This window comes from Lysobacter antibioticus HS124, from assembly GCF_000336385.2.
Lineage (GTDB): Bacteria > Pseudomonadota > Gammaproteobacteria > Xanthomonadales > Xanthomonadaceae > Lysobacter > Lysobacter firmicutimachus.
On the sequence record NZ_HG424452.1, the window covers coordinates 103202 to 118964 of the forward strand.

General features: G+C 69.1%; 12 protein-coding genes. 8 read left to right on the forward strand and 4 right to left on the reverse strand.

Features of this window, described 5'->3' with window-relative positions; translation table 11 throughout:
- Positions 1–427: 427 nt before the first annotated feature.
- Positions 428–3199, reverse strand: coding sequence for a DNA polymerase I (polA, locus tag TX83_RS03605; RefSeq protein ID WP_064746561.1), 2772 nt, complete (start codon positions 3197–3199; stop codon positions 428–430).
- A gap of 121 nt (positions 3200–3320) precedes the next feature.
- Between polA and TX83_RS03610 the strand changes: the two genes are divergently transcribed.
- From TX83_RS03610 to TX83_RS03620, 3 genes are all read left to right on the forward strand, one after another.
- Positions 3321–3665 carry a DUF2782 domain-containing protein gene (locus tag TX83_RS03610; protein ID WP_064746562.1) on the forward strand — a complete coding sequence of 115 codons (345 nt, stop codon included), beginning with the start codon at positions 3321–3323 and terminating at the stop codon, positions 3663–3665.
- Positions 3666–3797: 132 nt separating this feature from the next.
- Entirely contained in the window at positions 3798–4223 is a 426-nt protein-coding gene (locus tag TX83_RS03615; protein WP_064746563.1) for a GNAT family N-acetyltransferase, read from the forward strand.
- A 116-nt stretch (positions 4224–4339) separates the two neighbouring features.
- Positions 4340–4924 carry a hypothetical protein gene (locus tag TX83_RS03620; protein ID WP_141233341.1) on the forward strand — a complete coding sequence of 195 codons (585 nt, stop codon included), beginning with the start codon at positions 4340–4342 and terminating at the stop codon, positions 4922–4924.
- A 12-nt stretch (positions 4925–4936) separates the two neighbouring features.
- On the opposite strand, the gene TX83_RS03625 is transcribed toward TX83_RS03620, so the two are convergent.
- Together TX83_RS03625 and uvrD are read right to left on the reverse strand one after the other, a co-directional pair.
- Complete coding sequence (locus TX83_RS03625; protein WP_064746565.1) at positions 4937–5458, reverse strand: hypothetical protein; 522 nt, start codon at positions 5456–5458, stop codon at positions 4937–4939.
- A 145-nt stretch (positions 5459–5603) separates the two neighbouring features.
- Positions 5604–7781, reverse strand: a complete 2178-nt coding sequence (gene uvrD, locus TX83_RS03630) for a DNA helicase II (protein ID WP_064746566.1) — start codon at positions 7779–7781, stop codon at positions 5604–5606.
- Positions 7782–7844: 63 nt separating this feature from the next.
- Here uvrD and TX83_RS03635 point away from each other — a divergent pair, with 63 nt between their 5' ends.
- Entirely contained in the window at positions 7845–8819 is a 975-nt protein-coding gene (locus TX83_RS03635) for a hypothetical protein (RefSeq protein ID WP_141233342.1), read from the forward strand.
- A 40-nt stretch (positions 8820–8859) separates the two neighbouring features.
- On the opposite strand, the gene TX83_RS03640 is transcribed toward TX83_RS03635, so the two are convergent.
- Entirely contained in the window at positions 8860–9504 is a 645-nt protein-coding gene (locus tag TX83_RS03640) for a TIGR00645 family protein (protein ID WP_064746568.1), read from the reverse strand.
- Positions 9505–9678: 174 nt separating this feature from the next.
- Here TX83_RS03640 and TX83_RS03645 point away from each other — a divergent pair, with 174 nt between their 5' ends.
- The 4 genes from TX83_RS03645 to TX83_RS03660 all read left to right on the forward strand — a co-directional run bounded on the left by TX83_RS03645 (position 9679) and on the right by TX83_RS03660 (position 15272).
- Positions 9679–10389, forward strand: a complete 711-nt coding sequence (locus tag TX83_RS03645; RefSeq protein WP_064746569.1) for a glutathione binding-like protein — start codon at positions 9679–9681, stop codon at positions 10387–10389.
- 79 nt (positions 10390–10468) lie between these two features.
- The gene (locus TX83_RS03650; protein ID WP_064746579.1) at positions 10469–12685 is read left to right on the forward strand and encodes a S9 family peptidase; all 2217 of its coding nucleotides are present in this window, start codon (positions 10469–10471) and stop codon (positions 12683–12685) included.
- Between the two features lie 34 nt (positions 12686–12719).
- Entirely contained in the window at positions 12720–13151 is a 432-nt protein-coding gene (locus TX83_RS03655) for a cytochrome c oxidase assembly factor Coa1 family protein (RefSeq protein ID WP_064746570.1), read from the forward strand.
- Between the two features lie 318 nt (positions 13152–13469).
- Positions 13470–15272 (forward strand): DUF885 domain-containing protein, encoded by a 1803-nt coding sequence (locus TX83_RS03660; protein WP_064746571.1) that lies wholly within the window; start codon positions 13470–13472, stop codon positions 15270–15272.
- The last annotated feature ends 491 nt before the right edge of the window (positions 15273–15763 follow it).

Below are 15763 nucleotides of genomic sequence, written 5' to 3' on the forward strand. Positions count from 1 at the left end.
CGGGGACCCGGCCGGCCCGTGCGCTGGGGGCATCGGTGGGGGCGATACGGGCATGCCGGCGCGTTCGAGCAAAGACTCGCCACGAAGTTGGCACATTTATATAGTTAACTGTGACTGGATTAATGTCGGCACCGCCGCACATTAACTCGCTGAATGAAATCGGCCCGCGGCACTTTCCATGGCACAAATAAAAAGCCCCGCGGGCAGGGGGGGCCGGCGGGGCTGGTGGAGCGGGACCTGGGGAGGGGTCGTACGCTCCGGGGGATCACTCCAGGGGAGGGAGAGATCAGCGACAGACGTTGCATCTGTCGCGGCCTATATGACCATCTCCCACATGGATAGTTCGTGAAGATCGGAGTTAATAATTTGTTGGATTCAGGAGTGATTCATTAAGCCCACTCCAGCAAAATCAATAGCTTCCAGATAATCAATGCGCTTCGTCCCAGTTAATACCCACCCCACTGTCGACGACGAGCGGTACCCGCAGACTGGCCGCGGCCGCCATCCGGCGCGACGCCTCGGCGACCAGGGTGTCGACGAAGCCGGCCTCGACTTCGAACACCAGTTCGTCGTGGACCTGCAGGATCATCTTCGCCCGCTCGCCCTGTCCGGCTAGCCAGCCGTCGATGTCGATCATCGCGCGCTTGATGATGTCGGCCGCGGTGCCCTGCATCGGCGCATTGATCGCGGCGCGCTCGGCGCCGGCGCGCAGGCCCTGGTTGGAGGCCTTGATGTTGTCCAGGTACAGGCGGCGGCCGAACACGGTTTCGACATAGCCCTTGTCGCGCGCGTCCTGGCGGGTGCGCTCCATGAAATCGCGCACCCCCGGATAGCGGCTGAAGTACAGGGCGATGTAGTCCTGCGCCTCGCCGCGGCCGATGCCGAGCTGGCGCGCCAGTCCGAACGCGCTCATGCCGTACATCAGGCCGAAGTTGATCGCCTTGGCGGCGCGGCGCTCGTTGCCGCTGACCTCCTCGAGCGAGGCCTTGCCGAACACTTCCGCGGCGGTGGCGCGGTGCACGTCGGCGCCGGATTCGAACGCGCGCACCAGGCCGGTGTCCTCCGACAGATGGGCCATGATCCGCAATTCGATCTGCGAATAGTCGCAGGCGACCAGGCGGCGGCCTTCCGGAGCGACGAAGGCGCGGCGGATGCGGCGGCCGTCGTCGGTGCGGATCGGGATGTTCTGCAAGTTCGGATCGCTGGAGGCGAGCCGGCCGGTGGCGGCGCCGGCCTGGTGGTAGCTGGTGTGCACGCGGCCGGTGTGCGGATTGACCATCTCCGACAGCTTGTCGGTGTAGGTGCTGCGCAGCTTGGCCAGGCCGCGGTACTCCAGGATCACCCGCGGCAGTTCGTGCTGGTCGGCGATGGCTTCCAACGCCTCTTCGTTGGTCGAGGGCGCGCCGGACGGGGTCTTGATCAGCGCCGGCAGCTTGAGCTCGTCGAACAGCAGGGCGCCGAGCTGCTTGGGCGAATCCAGGTTGAACGCGCGCCCGGCCAACTCGGTCGCCTTCTGCTGCGCGGCGAGCATGCGCCGCGACAGGTCGGCCGACTGCCGGCGCAGTTCGTCGCCGTCGATCATCACGCCGTTGGCTTCGACCCGCGCCAACACCGGCACCAGCGGCATTTCGATCTCGCGGTAGACCCGCTCCAGCGCCGGCTCGGCGGCCAGGCGCGGGCCCAGCACCCGATGCAGGCGCAGGGTCACGTCGGCGTCTTCGGCGGCGTACCGGGTCGCATCGTCGATGGCGACCTGGGAGAACGGAATCTGCTTGGCGCCTTTGCCGGCGACATCGCTGTACTTGATCGTGTCGTAGCCCAGGTAGCGCTTGGCCAGCGAGTCCATGTCGTGACGGCTGGCGGTGGCGTTGTAGACGAAGCTTTCGAGCATGGTGTCGTCGGCGTAGCCGGCGACCTCGACGCCGTGCCGGCGCAGCACGTGCAGGTCGTACTTGCCGTGCTGGCCGAGCTTGCGCCTGCTCGGGTCGGCGAACACCGGCCGCAGCGCCGCCAGCACCTGCTCGCGATCGAGTTGCGCCGGCGCGCCGGGATAATCGTGGCCGACCGGCACATACACCGCCCGGCCGCTGCGGGTGGCGAAACTCAGCCCGACCAGATTGGCCTGCATCGCGTCGAGCGAATCGGTTTCGGTGTCGAAGGCGAACTCGTCGGACGCCTGCAATTCGGCGACCAGGGCGTCGAGCTGGGCCGGGCTCGTCACCGCCTGGTACTCGCCCGGCGCGGCCAGGGCCGCGTCCGGGGCTTCGGCGGCGGCACTCGAACGGGCATGGCCGGCGGCCGTGGCGCGCAAGCCGGCGCGGTCGGCGGCGAGGTCGTCGGCGGCCGCCGCGGCGCCGCCTTCGAGTTCGCGCAGCGCCTGCTTGAAGCCGTAGCGCGCATACAGCGTGCGCAGCGATTCGTTGTGGCGCTCGCGCAGGGCCAGCTCCTGCGGGCCGCGCTCGAGCTCGACGTCGGTCTTGATCGTCGCCAGCTGCCGGTTCAACGGCAGCCGCGGCAGCGCCGCGCGCAGGTTGTCGCCGATCTTGCCCTTGATCTGCGCGGCGTGCTCGATCACCCCGTCCAGGGTGCCGTACTCGCCCAGCCACTTGGCCGCGGTCTTGGGCCCGCACTTCTCCACGCCGGGGATGTTGTCGACGCTGTCGCCCATCAGCGACAGCAGATCGATGACCTGATTGGCATGGACGCCGAACTTGGCGAACACCGCCTCGTCCGAATCCATGCGGCTGCCGCTCATGGTGTTGACCAGGACCACGCCGGGCCGCACCAACTGAGCGAAGTCCTTGTCGCTGGTGGAGATGGTGACGTCGATGCCTTCGGCGGCGGCGCGCAGGGCCAGGGTGCCGATCACGTCGTCGGCCTCGACCCCGTCGATGCGCAAGATCGGGATGCCCAGCGCCTCGACGATCTCGCACATCGGCAGCACCTGCGCGCGCAGGTCGTCCGGCATCGGCGGACGGTTGGCCTTGTACTGCGGGTCGAGGTCGTCGCGGAAGGTCTTGCCGGGCGCGTCGACCACGAAGGCGACGAAGTCGGGCCGTTCGTTCAAGGTCGAGCGCAGCATGTTGACCACGCCGAACAGGGCGCCGGTGGGCTCGCCCGCGTCGTTGCTCAGCGGCGGCAACGCATGGAAGGCGCGGTAGAGGTAGCTGGAACCATCGATGAGGACGAGTCGTTTCATGCCCTCGATTCTACGCTTGCCGGTCTCGCAGCCCGAAACCGGCACCGCGTCATGCGTGCGCTTCACCCCATCCGGCGTATCCTGTCGGCCTGCAAAGACCGCCCAAGAATGGAGAACCGCCATGCGCGCCCCCCACGCGACGCCGGCCGCAACGTTCGCTCCTGCCCCGCCCCGGTTCGCCGCCATCGCCCTGCTCGCCCTGGCCCTGAGCGGCTGCGCCAGCACCGGCGCCGCCGCGGACGACCCCACCGCCGGCCTCAGCAACGCCGAAATCCGCACTCGCACGGTCGAAAACGGCGACGTGCTGGAGGAATACCGCGTCGCCGGCCAGCTGCGCGCGGTCAAGGTCACCCCGGCGCGCGGCCCGGTCTATTACCTGGTCGACGAGAACGGCGACGGCCGCCTCGACAGCAGCAAGGGCGAGGGCACGGTGTCGCCGGTGTATTTCAAGCTTTTCAGTTGGTGACGCAGCACGGGTCGGCGAGCCCTGGTCCGGCGACGGCGGGCCTGGTGCGCCGCCCCGGCTTCCGCTCGCCCGGCCCGTCGAAGTCCCTGCGTTCGCCGTCTCCCGACTCCTAACCGACCGTTCCTGCGCCTCATGGATATCCGCACCATCGTCGGCGACGCCGCCTTGCGCCAGGTCTGGCCGCTGGTCTCGCAACTGCGCCCGGAATTCGACGAGCAGCGCTTCGTCGCCCAGATGCACCGGCAGATCGCCGAAGGCTGCCGCGCCACCGTGGTCTACGACGAGCAGGGCGTGCCGCGCGGGTTCGCCTGTTGGCGGGTGATGGAAATGCTCGCGGTCGGCCTGCACGTCTATGTCGACGATCTGATCGTCGACCAGACCGTGCGCAGCCGCGGCTACGGCAAGGCCCTGCTCGACTGGCTCAAGGCCGAGGCCAAGCGCCTGGGTTGCGCGCGCCTGCAACTGGACTCGGGCACCCAGCGCCAGGACGCGCACGCGTTCTATCTGCGCGAACGCCTGCGCATCGAAGCCTTCCACTTCGGCGTCGCCCTGGACTGAACGCCGGACCGCGGCGCTGAACCGCACCGCCGCGCCGGCCCGACCGGCACGCGAGATCGTCCGCGCAGCCTGCTAGGGTGGCCGGGCCACGGGGGGTGGCGACAGGGACGACGTCGATGGCGCTCGGGTTCCGACGGCAATCGCGCAGGCGGATAGCGGCCGACCGCACCGGCCGTTGGTCGTGGCTATGGCTGACGCTGTCGTTGGCCTGGCTGCTCGCCGGCTGCGGCGAGCGCGCCGCCGATCTGGACCATCCGCAGGCCTACCACGCGCCCGGCCTGCGCCTGCAGATCCCCGGCAACTGGCGGGTCGGCGAAGACCGGCGCATCGGCCAGATCCATTACCTGACCGTGGAGAGCCCGGGCTCGGCGCTGTTCGTCGCCATCGTCGGCAGCGGCCGCGGCCAGGAGCTGGACACGTTCGCGCGCGGCTTCTCGGCCGAGGCCGACCGGCAGTTGCCGGCCGCGCAAGCGCCCGGCCACCGCTTCGAGCGCAGCGGCTTCGCCGAGGGCGCGATCCGCGAGCGCTACAGCCTGCGCCTGGGCGGCATCGACGTGCCGCACCGGCGCGAGTACCGCAAGGTCACCGGCGCGCGCCGCAGCGCCTTCCTGATCACCCAGGGCGCCGAACAGGACCTCGCCAAGACCCAGCCCGGCTTCGATCTGCTGCTGCGCTCGTTCGAGCTGCCGGAAGCGCCTTAACGCGGAGGACGCTCAGCCCTCGCCGTTCGCGCCTGTCCGGCCGCGACGCAGCCGTCGCCCCAACGCCAGCGCCAGCCGCGGCACCAGCACCGCCAGCGCCGGCGCGACGCAAGACAACTGGATCCACAAGTAATTGAACGCGAGGTTGATCGGCAGCCCGCTGTGCCACTGGCCCGGGTCGGCGGCGAAGCGCAGCAACGCCGGCAACGGGGTCAGCAGCAGACAGAACAGCAGCCCGCGCAACGCCGCCGCGGTGCCGCGGCTGAGCCAGGCGATCGGGGCGAGGAAGGCGAAGCCGACCAGTTCGTGAAAGCCCATGCCGAACGGCAAGTCCGGGGCCCAGCCCGGCACGCTCATGATCTTGCCGAACAGATAGGCTTGCGGGTGCGCCGCCACGACCGCGGACAGGCCGATCAGGCCGTAGCCGAACAGCGCCAGGTTCCAGTGCCGATCCGAAGCACGCCGATCCGAAACACCCCGATCCGAAGCAGGCCGGTTCGAAGCAGGCCGGTCCGAAGCTTGGCTTGCATCCATGAGTCGCTTTCCTTGGCTGCGCCGTCGCCGGATGCGGCGGCGGGGTGGTTCGTCCTTGCGCCGGCGGCCGCTCGCGGCCGGGCCGGCGTTGCTATCGATTCGGCGCGCTCGATGCTACCCGATCGAGCCGCTGCGGCCGGCCCGCTCAGGCCGGCTGCAGGTTCGCGTACGCCAACACCAGCCACTTGCTGCCGGCGTCGTCGAAATTGACCTGCACCCGCGCATGCGCGCCGCTGCCCTCGTAATCGGTGACCGTGCCGGTGCCGAAGCTGGGATGACGCACCTGCGCGCCCAACCGCACCGGCGGCGCCTCGATCGCGGCATGGCCCGGGTCGCGGCGCGGCGCGGCGTTGTACATCGGCCGCGACACCTGCACCTTGGGCCGCACTTCGTTGAGCAGCGCGGTGGGAATCTCGCGCAGGAAACGCGAAGGCACGCCGAACATGTCCATGCCGTGGATGCGCCGGGTCTCGGCGTAGCTCAGCACCAGCTTCTCGCGCGCGCGGGTGATGCCGACGTAGGCCAGGCGGCGCTCCTCTTCCAGGCGTCCGGACTCCTCGGTCGAACGCCCGCTGGGGAACAGCCCTTCTTCCAGCCCGCCGAGGAACACCAGCGGGAACTCCAGGCCCTTGGCGCTGTGCAGGGTCATCAGCTGGACCCCGTCTTCGCCGGCCTGGGCCTGGCCCTCGCCGGCTTCCAGTGCGGCGTAGCTGAGGAACGCGATCAGCTCCGGCATCGCCGCCGCGTCGTCCTCGTCGCTGCGGGTGAAGCGCGAGGCCACCGAAACCAGTTCGTCGAGGTTGTCGGTGCGCGAATCGAGCTGCCCGCGCGATTCGTTGGCGTAGTGGTCGCGCAGGCCCGAACGCTGCAACACGTGGTCGATCTTCTCCTGCAGCGGGATCTCGGCCACGTCGGCCTGCAAGGCGTCGATCAGCGCCGCGAAGCCGGCCAGGGCGTTGCGCGCGCGCGCCGCCAGCACGCTTTCGCCGGACACGCGACGCGCGGCCTCCCACAGCGACACCGCGTCGGCGCGGGCGCGCTTGCGCACCTCGTCCAGGGTGCGCTCGCCGATGCCGCGGGTCGGCGTGTTGACCGCGCGTTCGAACGCGGCGTCGTCGTCGCGGTTGGCGATCAGGCGCAGATAGGCCAGGGTGTCCTTGATTTCGGCGCGCTCGAAGAAGCGCTGTCCGCCGTAGACCCGGTACGGGACCTGTTCCGACAGCAAGGCTTCTTCGTAGGCGCGCGACTGCGCATTGCTGCGATAGAGCACGGCGACGTCGCCGTAGCTGCCGCCATCGCGCACCCACTGGCGCAGGCGCTCGACCACGAAGCGCGCCTCGTCCATCTCGTTGTAGGCCGCGTACAGGTCGATCGGCTCGCCGTGGCCGGTGTCGGTCCACAGCTTCTTGCCGAGCCGGTCCGGGTTGTGGGCGATGACCGCATTGGCGGCGTCGAGGATGTTGGCGCTGGAGCGGTAGTTCTGCTCCAGGCGGATGGTCTGCGCGCCGGGGAAGTCGCGCAGGAACCGCTGCACGTTCTCGACCTTGGCGCCGCGCCAGCCGTAGATGGCCTGGTCGTCGTCGCCGACCACGAACACATGGCCGGTCTCGCCGGCCAGCACGCGCACGAAGGCGTACTGGATCGCGTTGGTGTCCTGGAACTCGTCGACCAGGATCTCGCGGAACCGGGTGCGGTAGTGGCTCAGCAGGGCCGGGTTGTCGCGCAGCAACTCGTGCGCGCGCAGCAGCAGCTCGGCGAAGTCGACCAGGCCGGCGCGCTCGCAGCGCTCTTGGTAGGCCTCGTAACAGCGCAGCATCACGTCCGACCAATCGTCGCCGGCGGGCTGGATGTTGCGCGGGCGCCGGCCCTCGTCCTTCTGGGCGTTGATCCACCAGGCGATCTGGCGCGGCGGGAACCGGGTCTCGTCCAATTCCAGCGCCTGCACCACGCGCTTGACCAGGCGCAGTTGGTCGTCGCTGTCGAGCACCTGGAAGCCTTCCGGCAGTTTGGCCTCCTGCCAGTGCAGGCGCAGCAGGCGATGGGCCAGGCCGTGGAAGGTGCCGATCCACATGCCGCGCGCGCCGCGCTGCAACTGCGCATCGACGCGCTGGCGCATTTCGCCGGCGGCCTTGTTGGTGAAGGTCACCGCGAGGATGCCGTGGGTCGGTACGCCGAAAACTTCGTTGAGCCAGGCGATGCGATGGGTCAGCACCCGGGTCTTGCCGCTGCCGGCGCCGGCCAGGACCAGATAATGGCCGGGCGGCGCCGAAACGGCTTCGCGCTGGGCCGGATTGAGTGCGTCGAGCAGATGCGATACGTCCATCCCGCTATTGTAACGGCGATGCCCGCGGGAACCTTCCCGGCGCCACGGAGATCCAAGCCGGTCATGCGGTCCCGTTCCCCCTGGTTGCGCCGTCTCGCGGCCGTCGCGCTCGCCGCGGCGACGCTGTGCGCACAAGCCGCGGCAGCGGACGGAGACGTGCGCGAGGACATACGCGAGTTTGGCGACGGCGCGCGCCGCCTGCGGATCACGGTCGAGAACGCCGCCGACCCGGTCCGCGCCGCGCTGCTGCAGACCTGGCTGGAGGAATGCGTGCGCGCCGCGCTGACCGCATTCGGGCACTTGCCGCTGGAGCGCGCGCAAGTGCGCATCCGCGAGGTGCCGCCGGGCCGCGACCGCAGCCCGGTGCCCTGGGGCCAGACCCGGCGCGACGGCGACGAGGTCGCGGTGCTGCTGTTCGTGCGCGCCGATGCCGGGCTGGACGAGCTGCGCGCGGACTGGACCGCGGTGCACGAACTCTCCCATCTGTTCCACCCCTTCCTCGGCGACGACGGCCGCTGGCTGGCCGAGGGCCTGGCCAGCTACTACCAGAACGTGCTGCGCGCCCGCGCCGGCCTGCTCGGCGCCGACGAGGCCTGGCGCCGGCTCGAAGCCGGTTTCGCGCGCGGACGCCGGGTCGGCCCCGGCGCGCGCATGGACGCGATCGGTCGCGACCGCGGCAGCACCATGCGCGTGTACTGGGCCGGCGCCGCCTACTGGCTGGATGCCGACGTGATCCTGCGCCGCGACCACGGCAGCAGCCTGGACCGGGTGCTGGCGCGCTATGCGCGCTGCTGCCTCGACGGCCAAGCCGAACTGAGCGCGCAGCAGTTCGTCGCCGCGCTGGACCGCGCCGGCGGCGACGGCGTGTTCGCGCGCCTGTATCGGCGCCACGCCGCGCTGCGCGAGTTTCCTTCGCAGGCGGAGAGCTATCGGGCGCTCGGCCTGGAGGTCGAAGACGGTCGCCTGCGGCTGTCGCCGCGCGCCGACGCGGCGCGCCTGCGCGCGGCGATCATGCGCGCGCCGGCGGCAGCGCCTTGAATGGTGCGGCGCGCCGGTCGCGGCGCGCCGCCGGCGAGACTCAGTGCGCCTTGGCCGGCTTGCTGTGCGCGGCGCTGCTCATGAGCTTGTCGGTCCAGGCGATGCCGATCGCCGAAATGATGAACAGGAAGTGGATCAGCGCCTGCCACATCACGCCCTGCTCGGTCAGCTTGCTGCAGTTGGCGGTGGCGTTGGCCACGCCGTTGGCGGTCGCCGCGGCCGCGGCCTGGGCGGCCGCGAAAGCCTGCGGCGTGCCGCACAGCGGCAAACCCAGGTCGCCGGCGCCGATGAAGGTCTTGAGCAGGTGGATCGAGGAGATGCCGATGATCGCCATCGCCAGCTTGACCTTGAGCACGCTGGCGTTGACGTGGCTCAGCCATTCCGGCTGGTCCGGGTGGCCCTCCAGGCGCAGGCGCGAGACGAAGGTCTCGTAGCCGCCGACGATCACCATCACCAGCAGGTTGGAGATCATCACCACGTCGATCAGGCCGAGCACGATCAGCATGATCGACTGCTCGGTCAGCGTGGCGGCGTCGTGCACCAGATGGATCAGTTCGCGCACGAACTGGAATACGTACACGCCCTGGGCGACGATCAGGCCCAGGTACAGCGGCAACTGCAGCCAGCGCGAGCTGAAGATCAGGGCCGGCAGGGGATTGAGTCGGTTGATCTTGGGATCGGACATGGGTTACTCGTGAAATCAGACAGATACAGCGCCCAAGAGTAGCCCGCGACGAGGCCCGCCGTCATGTCGGGGCGCCCCGGGGGCGGCCGGCGGCACACGCAATTCCATCGGCAAGCCGGCCCCGCGCGCCGGACCGCACTTACACTGCGGCCTTTGCCAGCGGAGTCATCCCCCATGATCGACCTGCACTACTGGCCGACCCCCAACGGCCACAAAATCACCCTGTTGCTGGAAGAAGCCAACGCCGACGGCGCCGGCCTGGCGTACTCGATCAAGCCGGTCGACATCGGTGCCGGCGACCAGTTCAAGCCCGATTTCCTGCGCATTTCGCCCAACAACCGCATGCCGGCGATCGTCGACCACGCCGCGGCCGGCGGCGGCGCGCCGCTGAGCGTGTTCGAATCCGGGGCGATCTTGCAGTATCTGGCGGAAAAGACCGGCCGCTACGCCGGCGAAACCGCGCGCGACCGGGTCGAGATCGCCGAGTGGCTGTTCTGGCAGGTCGGCGGCTACGGCCCGATGCTGGGCCAGAACCATCACTTCAACCGCTACGCCCCGGAAAAGGTTCCGTACGCCATCGACCGTTACCAACGCGAGACCGAGCGCCTGTACGGAGTGCTGGACCGGCGCCTGGCCGGGCGCGAGTTCGTCGCCGCCGATACACTCAGCATCGCCGATTTCGCCTGCCACCCCTGGACCCGCGAACACGAATGGCATCACGTCGACCTGGCCCGCTACCCGAACGTCCGGCGTTGGTACGAAACGCTGGCCGCGCGGCCGGCCTTCGCGCGCGCTTACGAGATCGGCAAGGCGTACCGCGCCGACAAGACCATGACCGACGAGATGCGCAAGCATCTGTTCGGCACGCCCGCGCCGACGCCCTGACGGCGCGCTCTACGCCCGCACCGGAACTTTCGCCCGCATGAAACCGCGCCTGTCCCGCCTCGCCTTCTGCCTGCTCGCCATGTCGCTGACCGCCAACCCCGTGCTCGCCGCTCCCGCCGCCCCGGCCGCCGGCGATGGCCGCCTGACCCTGGAAGCGCTGACCGGCGACGCGCCGCTGTCGGGGCCGAGCCTGGTCAAGCCGAAGATCGCGCCGGACGGCAGCCGGGTCGGTTTCCTACGCGGCAAGCAGCGCGACAAGAACCGGCTCGACCTGTGGGCCTACGACATCGCCAGCGGCAAGACCCGGTTGCTGGTCGATTCCGACGACGTGCTGCCGGGCGAGGAAGTGCTCAGCGACGCCGAGAAAGCGCGCCGCGAACGCCAGCGCATCGCCGCGCTGTCGGGCATCGTCGACTACCAATGGTCGCCGGACGGCAAGCGTCTGCTGTTTCCGCTCGGCGGCGAGCTGTACCTGTACGATCTGAGCAAGAGCGGCAAGGCCGCGGTGCGCAAGCTGACCCACGGCGAGGGCTTCGCCACCGATCCCAAGCTCTCGCCCAAGGGCGGCTACGTCAGCTTCGTGCGCGACCGCGACCTGTGGGTGATCGACCTCGCCGACGGCAAGGCGACCCGGCTCACCTCCGACGGCAGCGACACCATCGGCAACGGCGTGGCCGAGTTCGTCGCCGACGAGGAAATGGACCGCCATACCGGCTACTGGTGGGCGCCCGACGATTCGGCGATCGCCTATGCGCGCATCGACGAATCCCCGGTGCCGATCCAGAAACGCTACGAGGTCTACCCCGACCGCACCGACGTGATCGAACAGCGCTACCCGGCCGCCGGCGACCCCAACGTGCGCGTGTCGTTGCGCGTCGCCCCGATCGGCCGCCGCGGCGGCGCGCCGCGCGAAGTCGACCTGGGCAAGAACCCGGACATCTACCTGGCCCGGGTCGACTGGCGCGATCCGCAGCGCCTGACCTTCCAGCGCCAGTCGCGCGACCAGCACACCCTGGAGCTGATCGAAACCGAGCTGAGCAGCGGCAAGCAGCGCGTGCTGGTCACCGAGACCAGCAAGACCTGGGTGCCGCTGCACAACGACCTGCGCTTCCTCAAGGACGGCCGGATCCTGTGGAACAGCGAGCGCAGCGGCTACGAGCACCTGTACCTGCTGTCCGAGGACGGCCGCGAGGCCACCGCGCTGACCTCGGGCGAATGGCCGGTGGACAGCCTGCTGGCGGTCGACCAGGCCGCCGGCCAGGTGTACTTCGCCGCCGGCAAGGACTCGCCGTTGGACAGTCAGATCTACCGCGTTCCGCTGGCCGGCGGCGCGATCGAGCGCGTGTCCCAGGCCGAGGGCTATCACTCGCCGAGCTTCGCCGACAACGCCAGCGTCTATGTCGACGCCTGGTCGAACCCGACCACGCCGCCGCAGTTGGAGCTCTACCGCAACGACGGCAGCCGCATCGCGGCGCTGATCGACAACGATCTCGCCGACCCCGAGCATCCGTTCGCGCCCTATCGCGCGGCGCAGCGGCCGACCGAGTTCGGCACGATCCCGGCCGCCGACGGCCGGACCGCACTGCATTACAGCCTGATCAAGCCGACCGGCTTCGACCCGGCCCGTCGCTATCCGGTGGTGGTGTACGTCTACGGCGGCCCGGCCACGCAGACGGTCAAGCGCACCTGGACGCCGGACTTCAACCAGTACCTGGCCCAGCAGGGTTATGTGGTGTTCTCGATCGACAACCGCGGCACTCCGCGCCGCGGCGCGGCCTTCGGCGGCGCGCTGTACCGCCAACAGGGCACGGTCGAAGTGGCCGACCAGCTGGAGGGGGTGAAGTGGCTGAAGTCGCAGCCCTGGGTCGACGGCGCCAAGATCGGGGTCTACGGTTGGTCCAACGGCGGCTACATGACGCTGATGCTGCTGGCCAAGGCCAGCGACCAGTACGCCTGCGGCGCCGCCGGCGCGCCGGTCACCGACTGGGGCCTGTACGACACGCACTACACCGAGCGCTACATGGACCTGCCGAAGAACAATCCGGACGGTTACCGCGAAGGCCGCGTGCTCGAACACCTCGACGGCCTGCGCTCGAAGTTGTTGTTGATCCATGGCATGGCCGACGACAACGTGCTGTTCAGCAACTCCACCGTGCTGATGAGCGCGCTGCAGCAGCGCGGCCAGCCGTTCGAGTTGATGACCTATCCTGGCGCCAAGCACGGGCTGCGCGGCCGCGATGCCCTGCATCGCTATCGCCTGACCGAAGACTTCTTCGACCGCTGCCTCAAGCGCTGACCACACGCCCACGCAACGAACGGAATCGACTGCCATGAACGCTCCCCGCCCCGCCCGCGCCGCCGAAAAACCCTGGGTCCAGCGGCATTGGATCCTGCTGCTGATCCTCAGCCTAGTGCTGATGATCGCGTTGTCGGGCGCGGTGGGGCTGGGGATGATGTACCTGTTCATGTCGTCGATGAAGGACTCCGAGCCCTACCGCGAGGCGATGCGGCGCACTCAATCCCACCCACGCGCGATCGCCGCCCTGGGCCAGCCCATCGAACCCACCGGCACCATCCTCGGCGCGGTCGAGCAGAAGGACGGCGGCGCCGCACAGTTGTTCATCTTCGTCCGCGGTCCGCGCGGCAAGGCCGATGTGCAAGTCGAAGGCACCTATCGCGACCGCGCCTGGGACTACCGGGTGATGCAGGTCGATATCGACGACAGCCACGAGAACATCGATTTGCTTGAGGGCGGGGATTAGGGATTGGGGATTGGCAGAAGCGGTGGGCTGCTCTTGTGGGAGCGGCGCGAGCGGCGGCCATCGAAACGGTGACATACCGCGGAGCTTGCTGAAGCCAATTCGCCCATGACGAAACCAAGCCTCCGGGCTCCGACGGCTGCGCTTGCGTGCGGCGCCGCGGTTGATCGCGGCTGAGGACCGGAGCAAGTCCCGTGGGACGCCGTTCCTGCAGGGGTTCGCGCGGGGAAACGAGCGGGCCATCGCACGTATGACCTTCGGCGCTTGGCCGGGACCGGGCCAGCGCCGATGCTGGCCGGCAATCATCCACCGGGACCGCCCATGAAGCCGCTCGTCCTCGCCGTCGCCCTGGCGCTGTCCGCGCCCATCCTCGCCCACGCCGCCGACGCCGCTCCCGCTGCGGCCGCTCCCGCCGCCAAGCCGGCCCCGGCCTGGGTGACCCAGAGCAACGAATACACCCAGATCTTGATCAAGGCCCAGGGCCAGTTCTCGCCCGAGCAGATGTCGTTCTTCGGCGTGCCCGGCTACGACGACAAGGTCAGCGACCTCAAACCCGAGGTCGGCAAGCGTTTCCGCGCCGCGATGGCCGAGGCCAAGCGCGAGCTGCAGGCCAAGCTGGCGACCGAGCGCGATCCCAACGTGCGCCAGGACCTGGAGATCCTGATCCAGGCCGCCGGCGACAACATCGAAGGCAGCGCGCTCAACGAACGCCTGGTCTTGCCGTGGTTCGATGCGCCGCAGACGGTGTTCTCGGGCATGCGCGCCCTGCTCTCCGACCAGACCCCGCCGGAGCGCCGCGCCCGCGCGCTCGAACGCCTGCAGGCCTACGTCGGCCTGGCCCCGGGCAGCCAGCCGCTGACCGTGCTGGCGCGCCAGCGCTACGAAGAGCGCCTGGCCGACAAGAACCTGCTGCAACCGACCAAGCTCGAGGTCGATCAGGCGCTGGGTAACGTCGACACCTACGTCGCCGGCATCCGCAAGCTGTTCGAGAAGTACAAGGTCGAAGGCGCCGAGCCGGCGCTGAAGGCCATGGAAACCGAGCTTCGCGAGTACGGCCAATGGACCCGCACGGCAGTGCTGCCCAAGGCGCGCAGCGACGCGCGCCTGCCGCCGGAGCTGTACGCCTATTCGCTCAAGCAGTACGGCATCGACGTCGACCCGCAGCTGCTGATCCGCCGCGCCCAGGTCGAGTTCATGGAAACCCGCGCAGCGATGCGCCAGCTCGCGCCGCTGGTGGCCCAGGCCAAGGGCTTGAAGGTGGCCGACCCGCACGATTACGTAGCGGTGATCCGCGCGTTGAAGCAGGACACCATCCCCAACGATCAGCTCGAGCCGCGCTACCGCAAGATCATCGACGCGATCGACCCGATCATCCGCAAGGAGCAGATCGTCGACGTGCCGCAGCGGCCGATGGTGATGCGCCTGGGCAGCGAGGCCGAGTCCGCCGCGCAACCGGCGCCGCACTTCCTGCCCGCGCCGCTGGTCGGCAACACCGGCCAGCAGGGCCAGTTCGTGTTGCCCGTGGCGGTGCCCAGCCCCGGCGGCAAGGCGTTGCAGTACGACGATTTCAATTACGAGTCCGCGGCCTGGACCCTGTCCGCGCACGAAGGCCGCCCGGGCCATGAATTGCAATTCACCGCCATGGTCGAGCGCGGCGTGTCGCTGGCGCGCACCATGTTCGCGTTCAACTCGGTCAACGTCGAAGGCTGGGCGCTGTACGCCGAAGCCGAGATGGTGCCGTACGAACCGCTCGACGGTCAGCTGATCGCGCTGCAGTTCCGCCTGTTGCGCGCGGCCCGCGCCATCCTCGACCCAATGCTCAACCTCGGCCTGACCGACCGCGCCAGCGCCGGCAAGGTGCTGTCCGAGCAGGTCGGCTTCTCCGAGGCGATGACCAAGCAGGAACTGGACCGCTACATGTTCAACGCACCGGGCCAGGCCGGCAGCTACTTCTACGGCTACAGCCGGATCCTGGAGCTGCGCATGGAAACCGAACTCAAGCTCGGCGACCGCTTCGACCGGCTCAAGTTCAACAACTTCCTGCTCGACCAGGGCCTGCTGCCGCCGGGCCTGCTCGGCCAAGCGGTGCGCGAGGAGTTCGTGCCGCAACAGAGCAAGCGCTGAACGACCCGGCCCGCAAACGCCAGACGAAGGCCGCGGCGCGAACCGCGGCCTTCGTCGTTTTCGCACGCACACTCATGCCGCCGAAGCTCGGCCCACTGGAAACGTCTCCCGCAAGTTCGAGCGTCGAAAACCCATCTGGTATCGCACGGCTTCGGCGGTCGCGGCTCGCGCCGCTCCTACCCCAACAGCGGCGATGCGGCTCTTGCCGTTGCCGTTGCCGTTGCCGTTGCAGTTGCCGTTGCCGTTGCAGTTGCAGTTGCAGTTGCAGTTGCAGTTGCCGTGAACAGCTTGGCGCCGCATTGATCTCGCGAGAACGCCCTCAAGCCCCGAAGGACGGCCCGCAGGGAGGCGGGCCGTGCGCAGCCAGGCCAGGGCGGGCCGGTGCGGAGCAGCCCTGCGCACGCTCCGCCCCATAGTGGCCTTGGACTCGAAACAGTCATGGCGTTTTCTTTGGTTACTTTTGACCGAAGGAAATCCCGTAGGACGTTGTC

Excerpts from the sequence above, each read along its gene's own strand:
- TX83_RS03635 (WP_141233342.1), top strand. The coding sequence starts at position 7,845 with ATGCGGTCCCGTTCCCCCTGGTTGCGCCGTCTCGCGGCCGTCGCGCTC.
- TX83_RS03650 (WP_064746579.1), top strand. The coding sequence starts at position 10,469 with ATGTCGCTGACCGCCAACCCCGTGCTCGCCGCTCCCGCCGCCCCGGCC.
- TX83_RS03655 (WP_064746570.1), top strand. The coding sequence starts at position 12,720 with ATGAACGCTCCCCGCCCCGCCCGCGCCGCCGAAAAACCCTGGGTCCAG.
- TX83_RS03645 (WP_064746569.1), top strand. The coding sequence starts at position 9,679 with ATGATCGACCTGCACTACTGGCCGACCCCCAACGGCCACAAAATCACC.
- TX83_RS03615 (WP_064746563.1), top strand. The coding sequence starts at position 3,798 with ATGGATATCCGCACCATCGTCGGCGACGCCGCCTTGCGCCAGGTCTGG.
- TX83_RS03620 (WP_141233341.1), top strand. The coding sequence starts at position 4,340 with ATGGCGCTCGGGTTCCGACGGCAATCGCGCAGGCGGATAGCGGCCGAC.
- TX83_RS03660 (WP_064746571.1), top strand. The coding sequence starts at position 13,470 with ATGAAGCCGCTCGTCCTCGCCGTCGCCCTGGCGCTGTCCGCGCCCATC.
- polA (WP_064746561.1), bottom strand. The coding sequence starts at position 3,199 with ATGAAACGACTCGTCCTCATCGATGGTTCCAGCTACCTCTACCGCGCC.
- TX83_RS03625 (WP_064746565.1), bottom strand. The coding sequence starts at position 5,458 with ATGGATGCAAGCCAAGCTTCGGACCGGCCTGCTTCGAACCGGCCTGCT.
- TX83_RS03640 (WP_064746568.1), bottom strand. The coding sequence starts at position 9,504 with ATGTCCGATCCCAAGATCAACCGACTCAATCCCCTGCCGGCCCTGATC.
- uvrD (WP_064746566.1), bottom strand. The coding sequence starts at position 7,781 with ATGGACGTATCGCATCTGCTCGACGCACTCAATCCGGCCCAGCGCGAA.
- TX83_RS03610 (WP_064746562.1), top strand. The coding sequence starts at position 3,321 with ATGCGCGCCCCCCACGCGACGCCGGCCGCAACGTTCGCTCCTGCCCCG.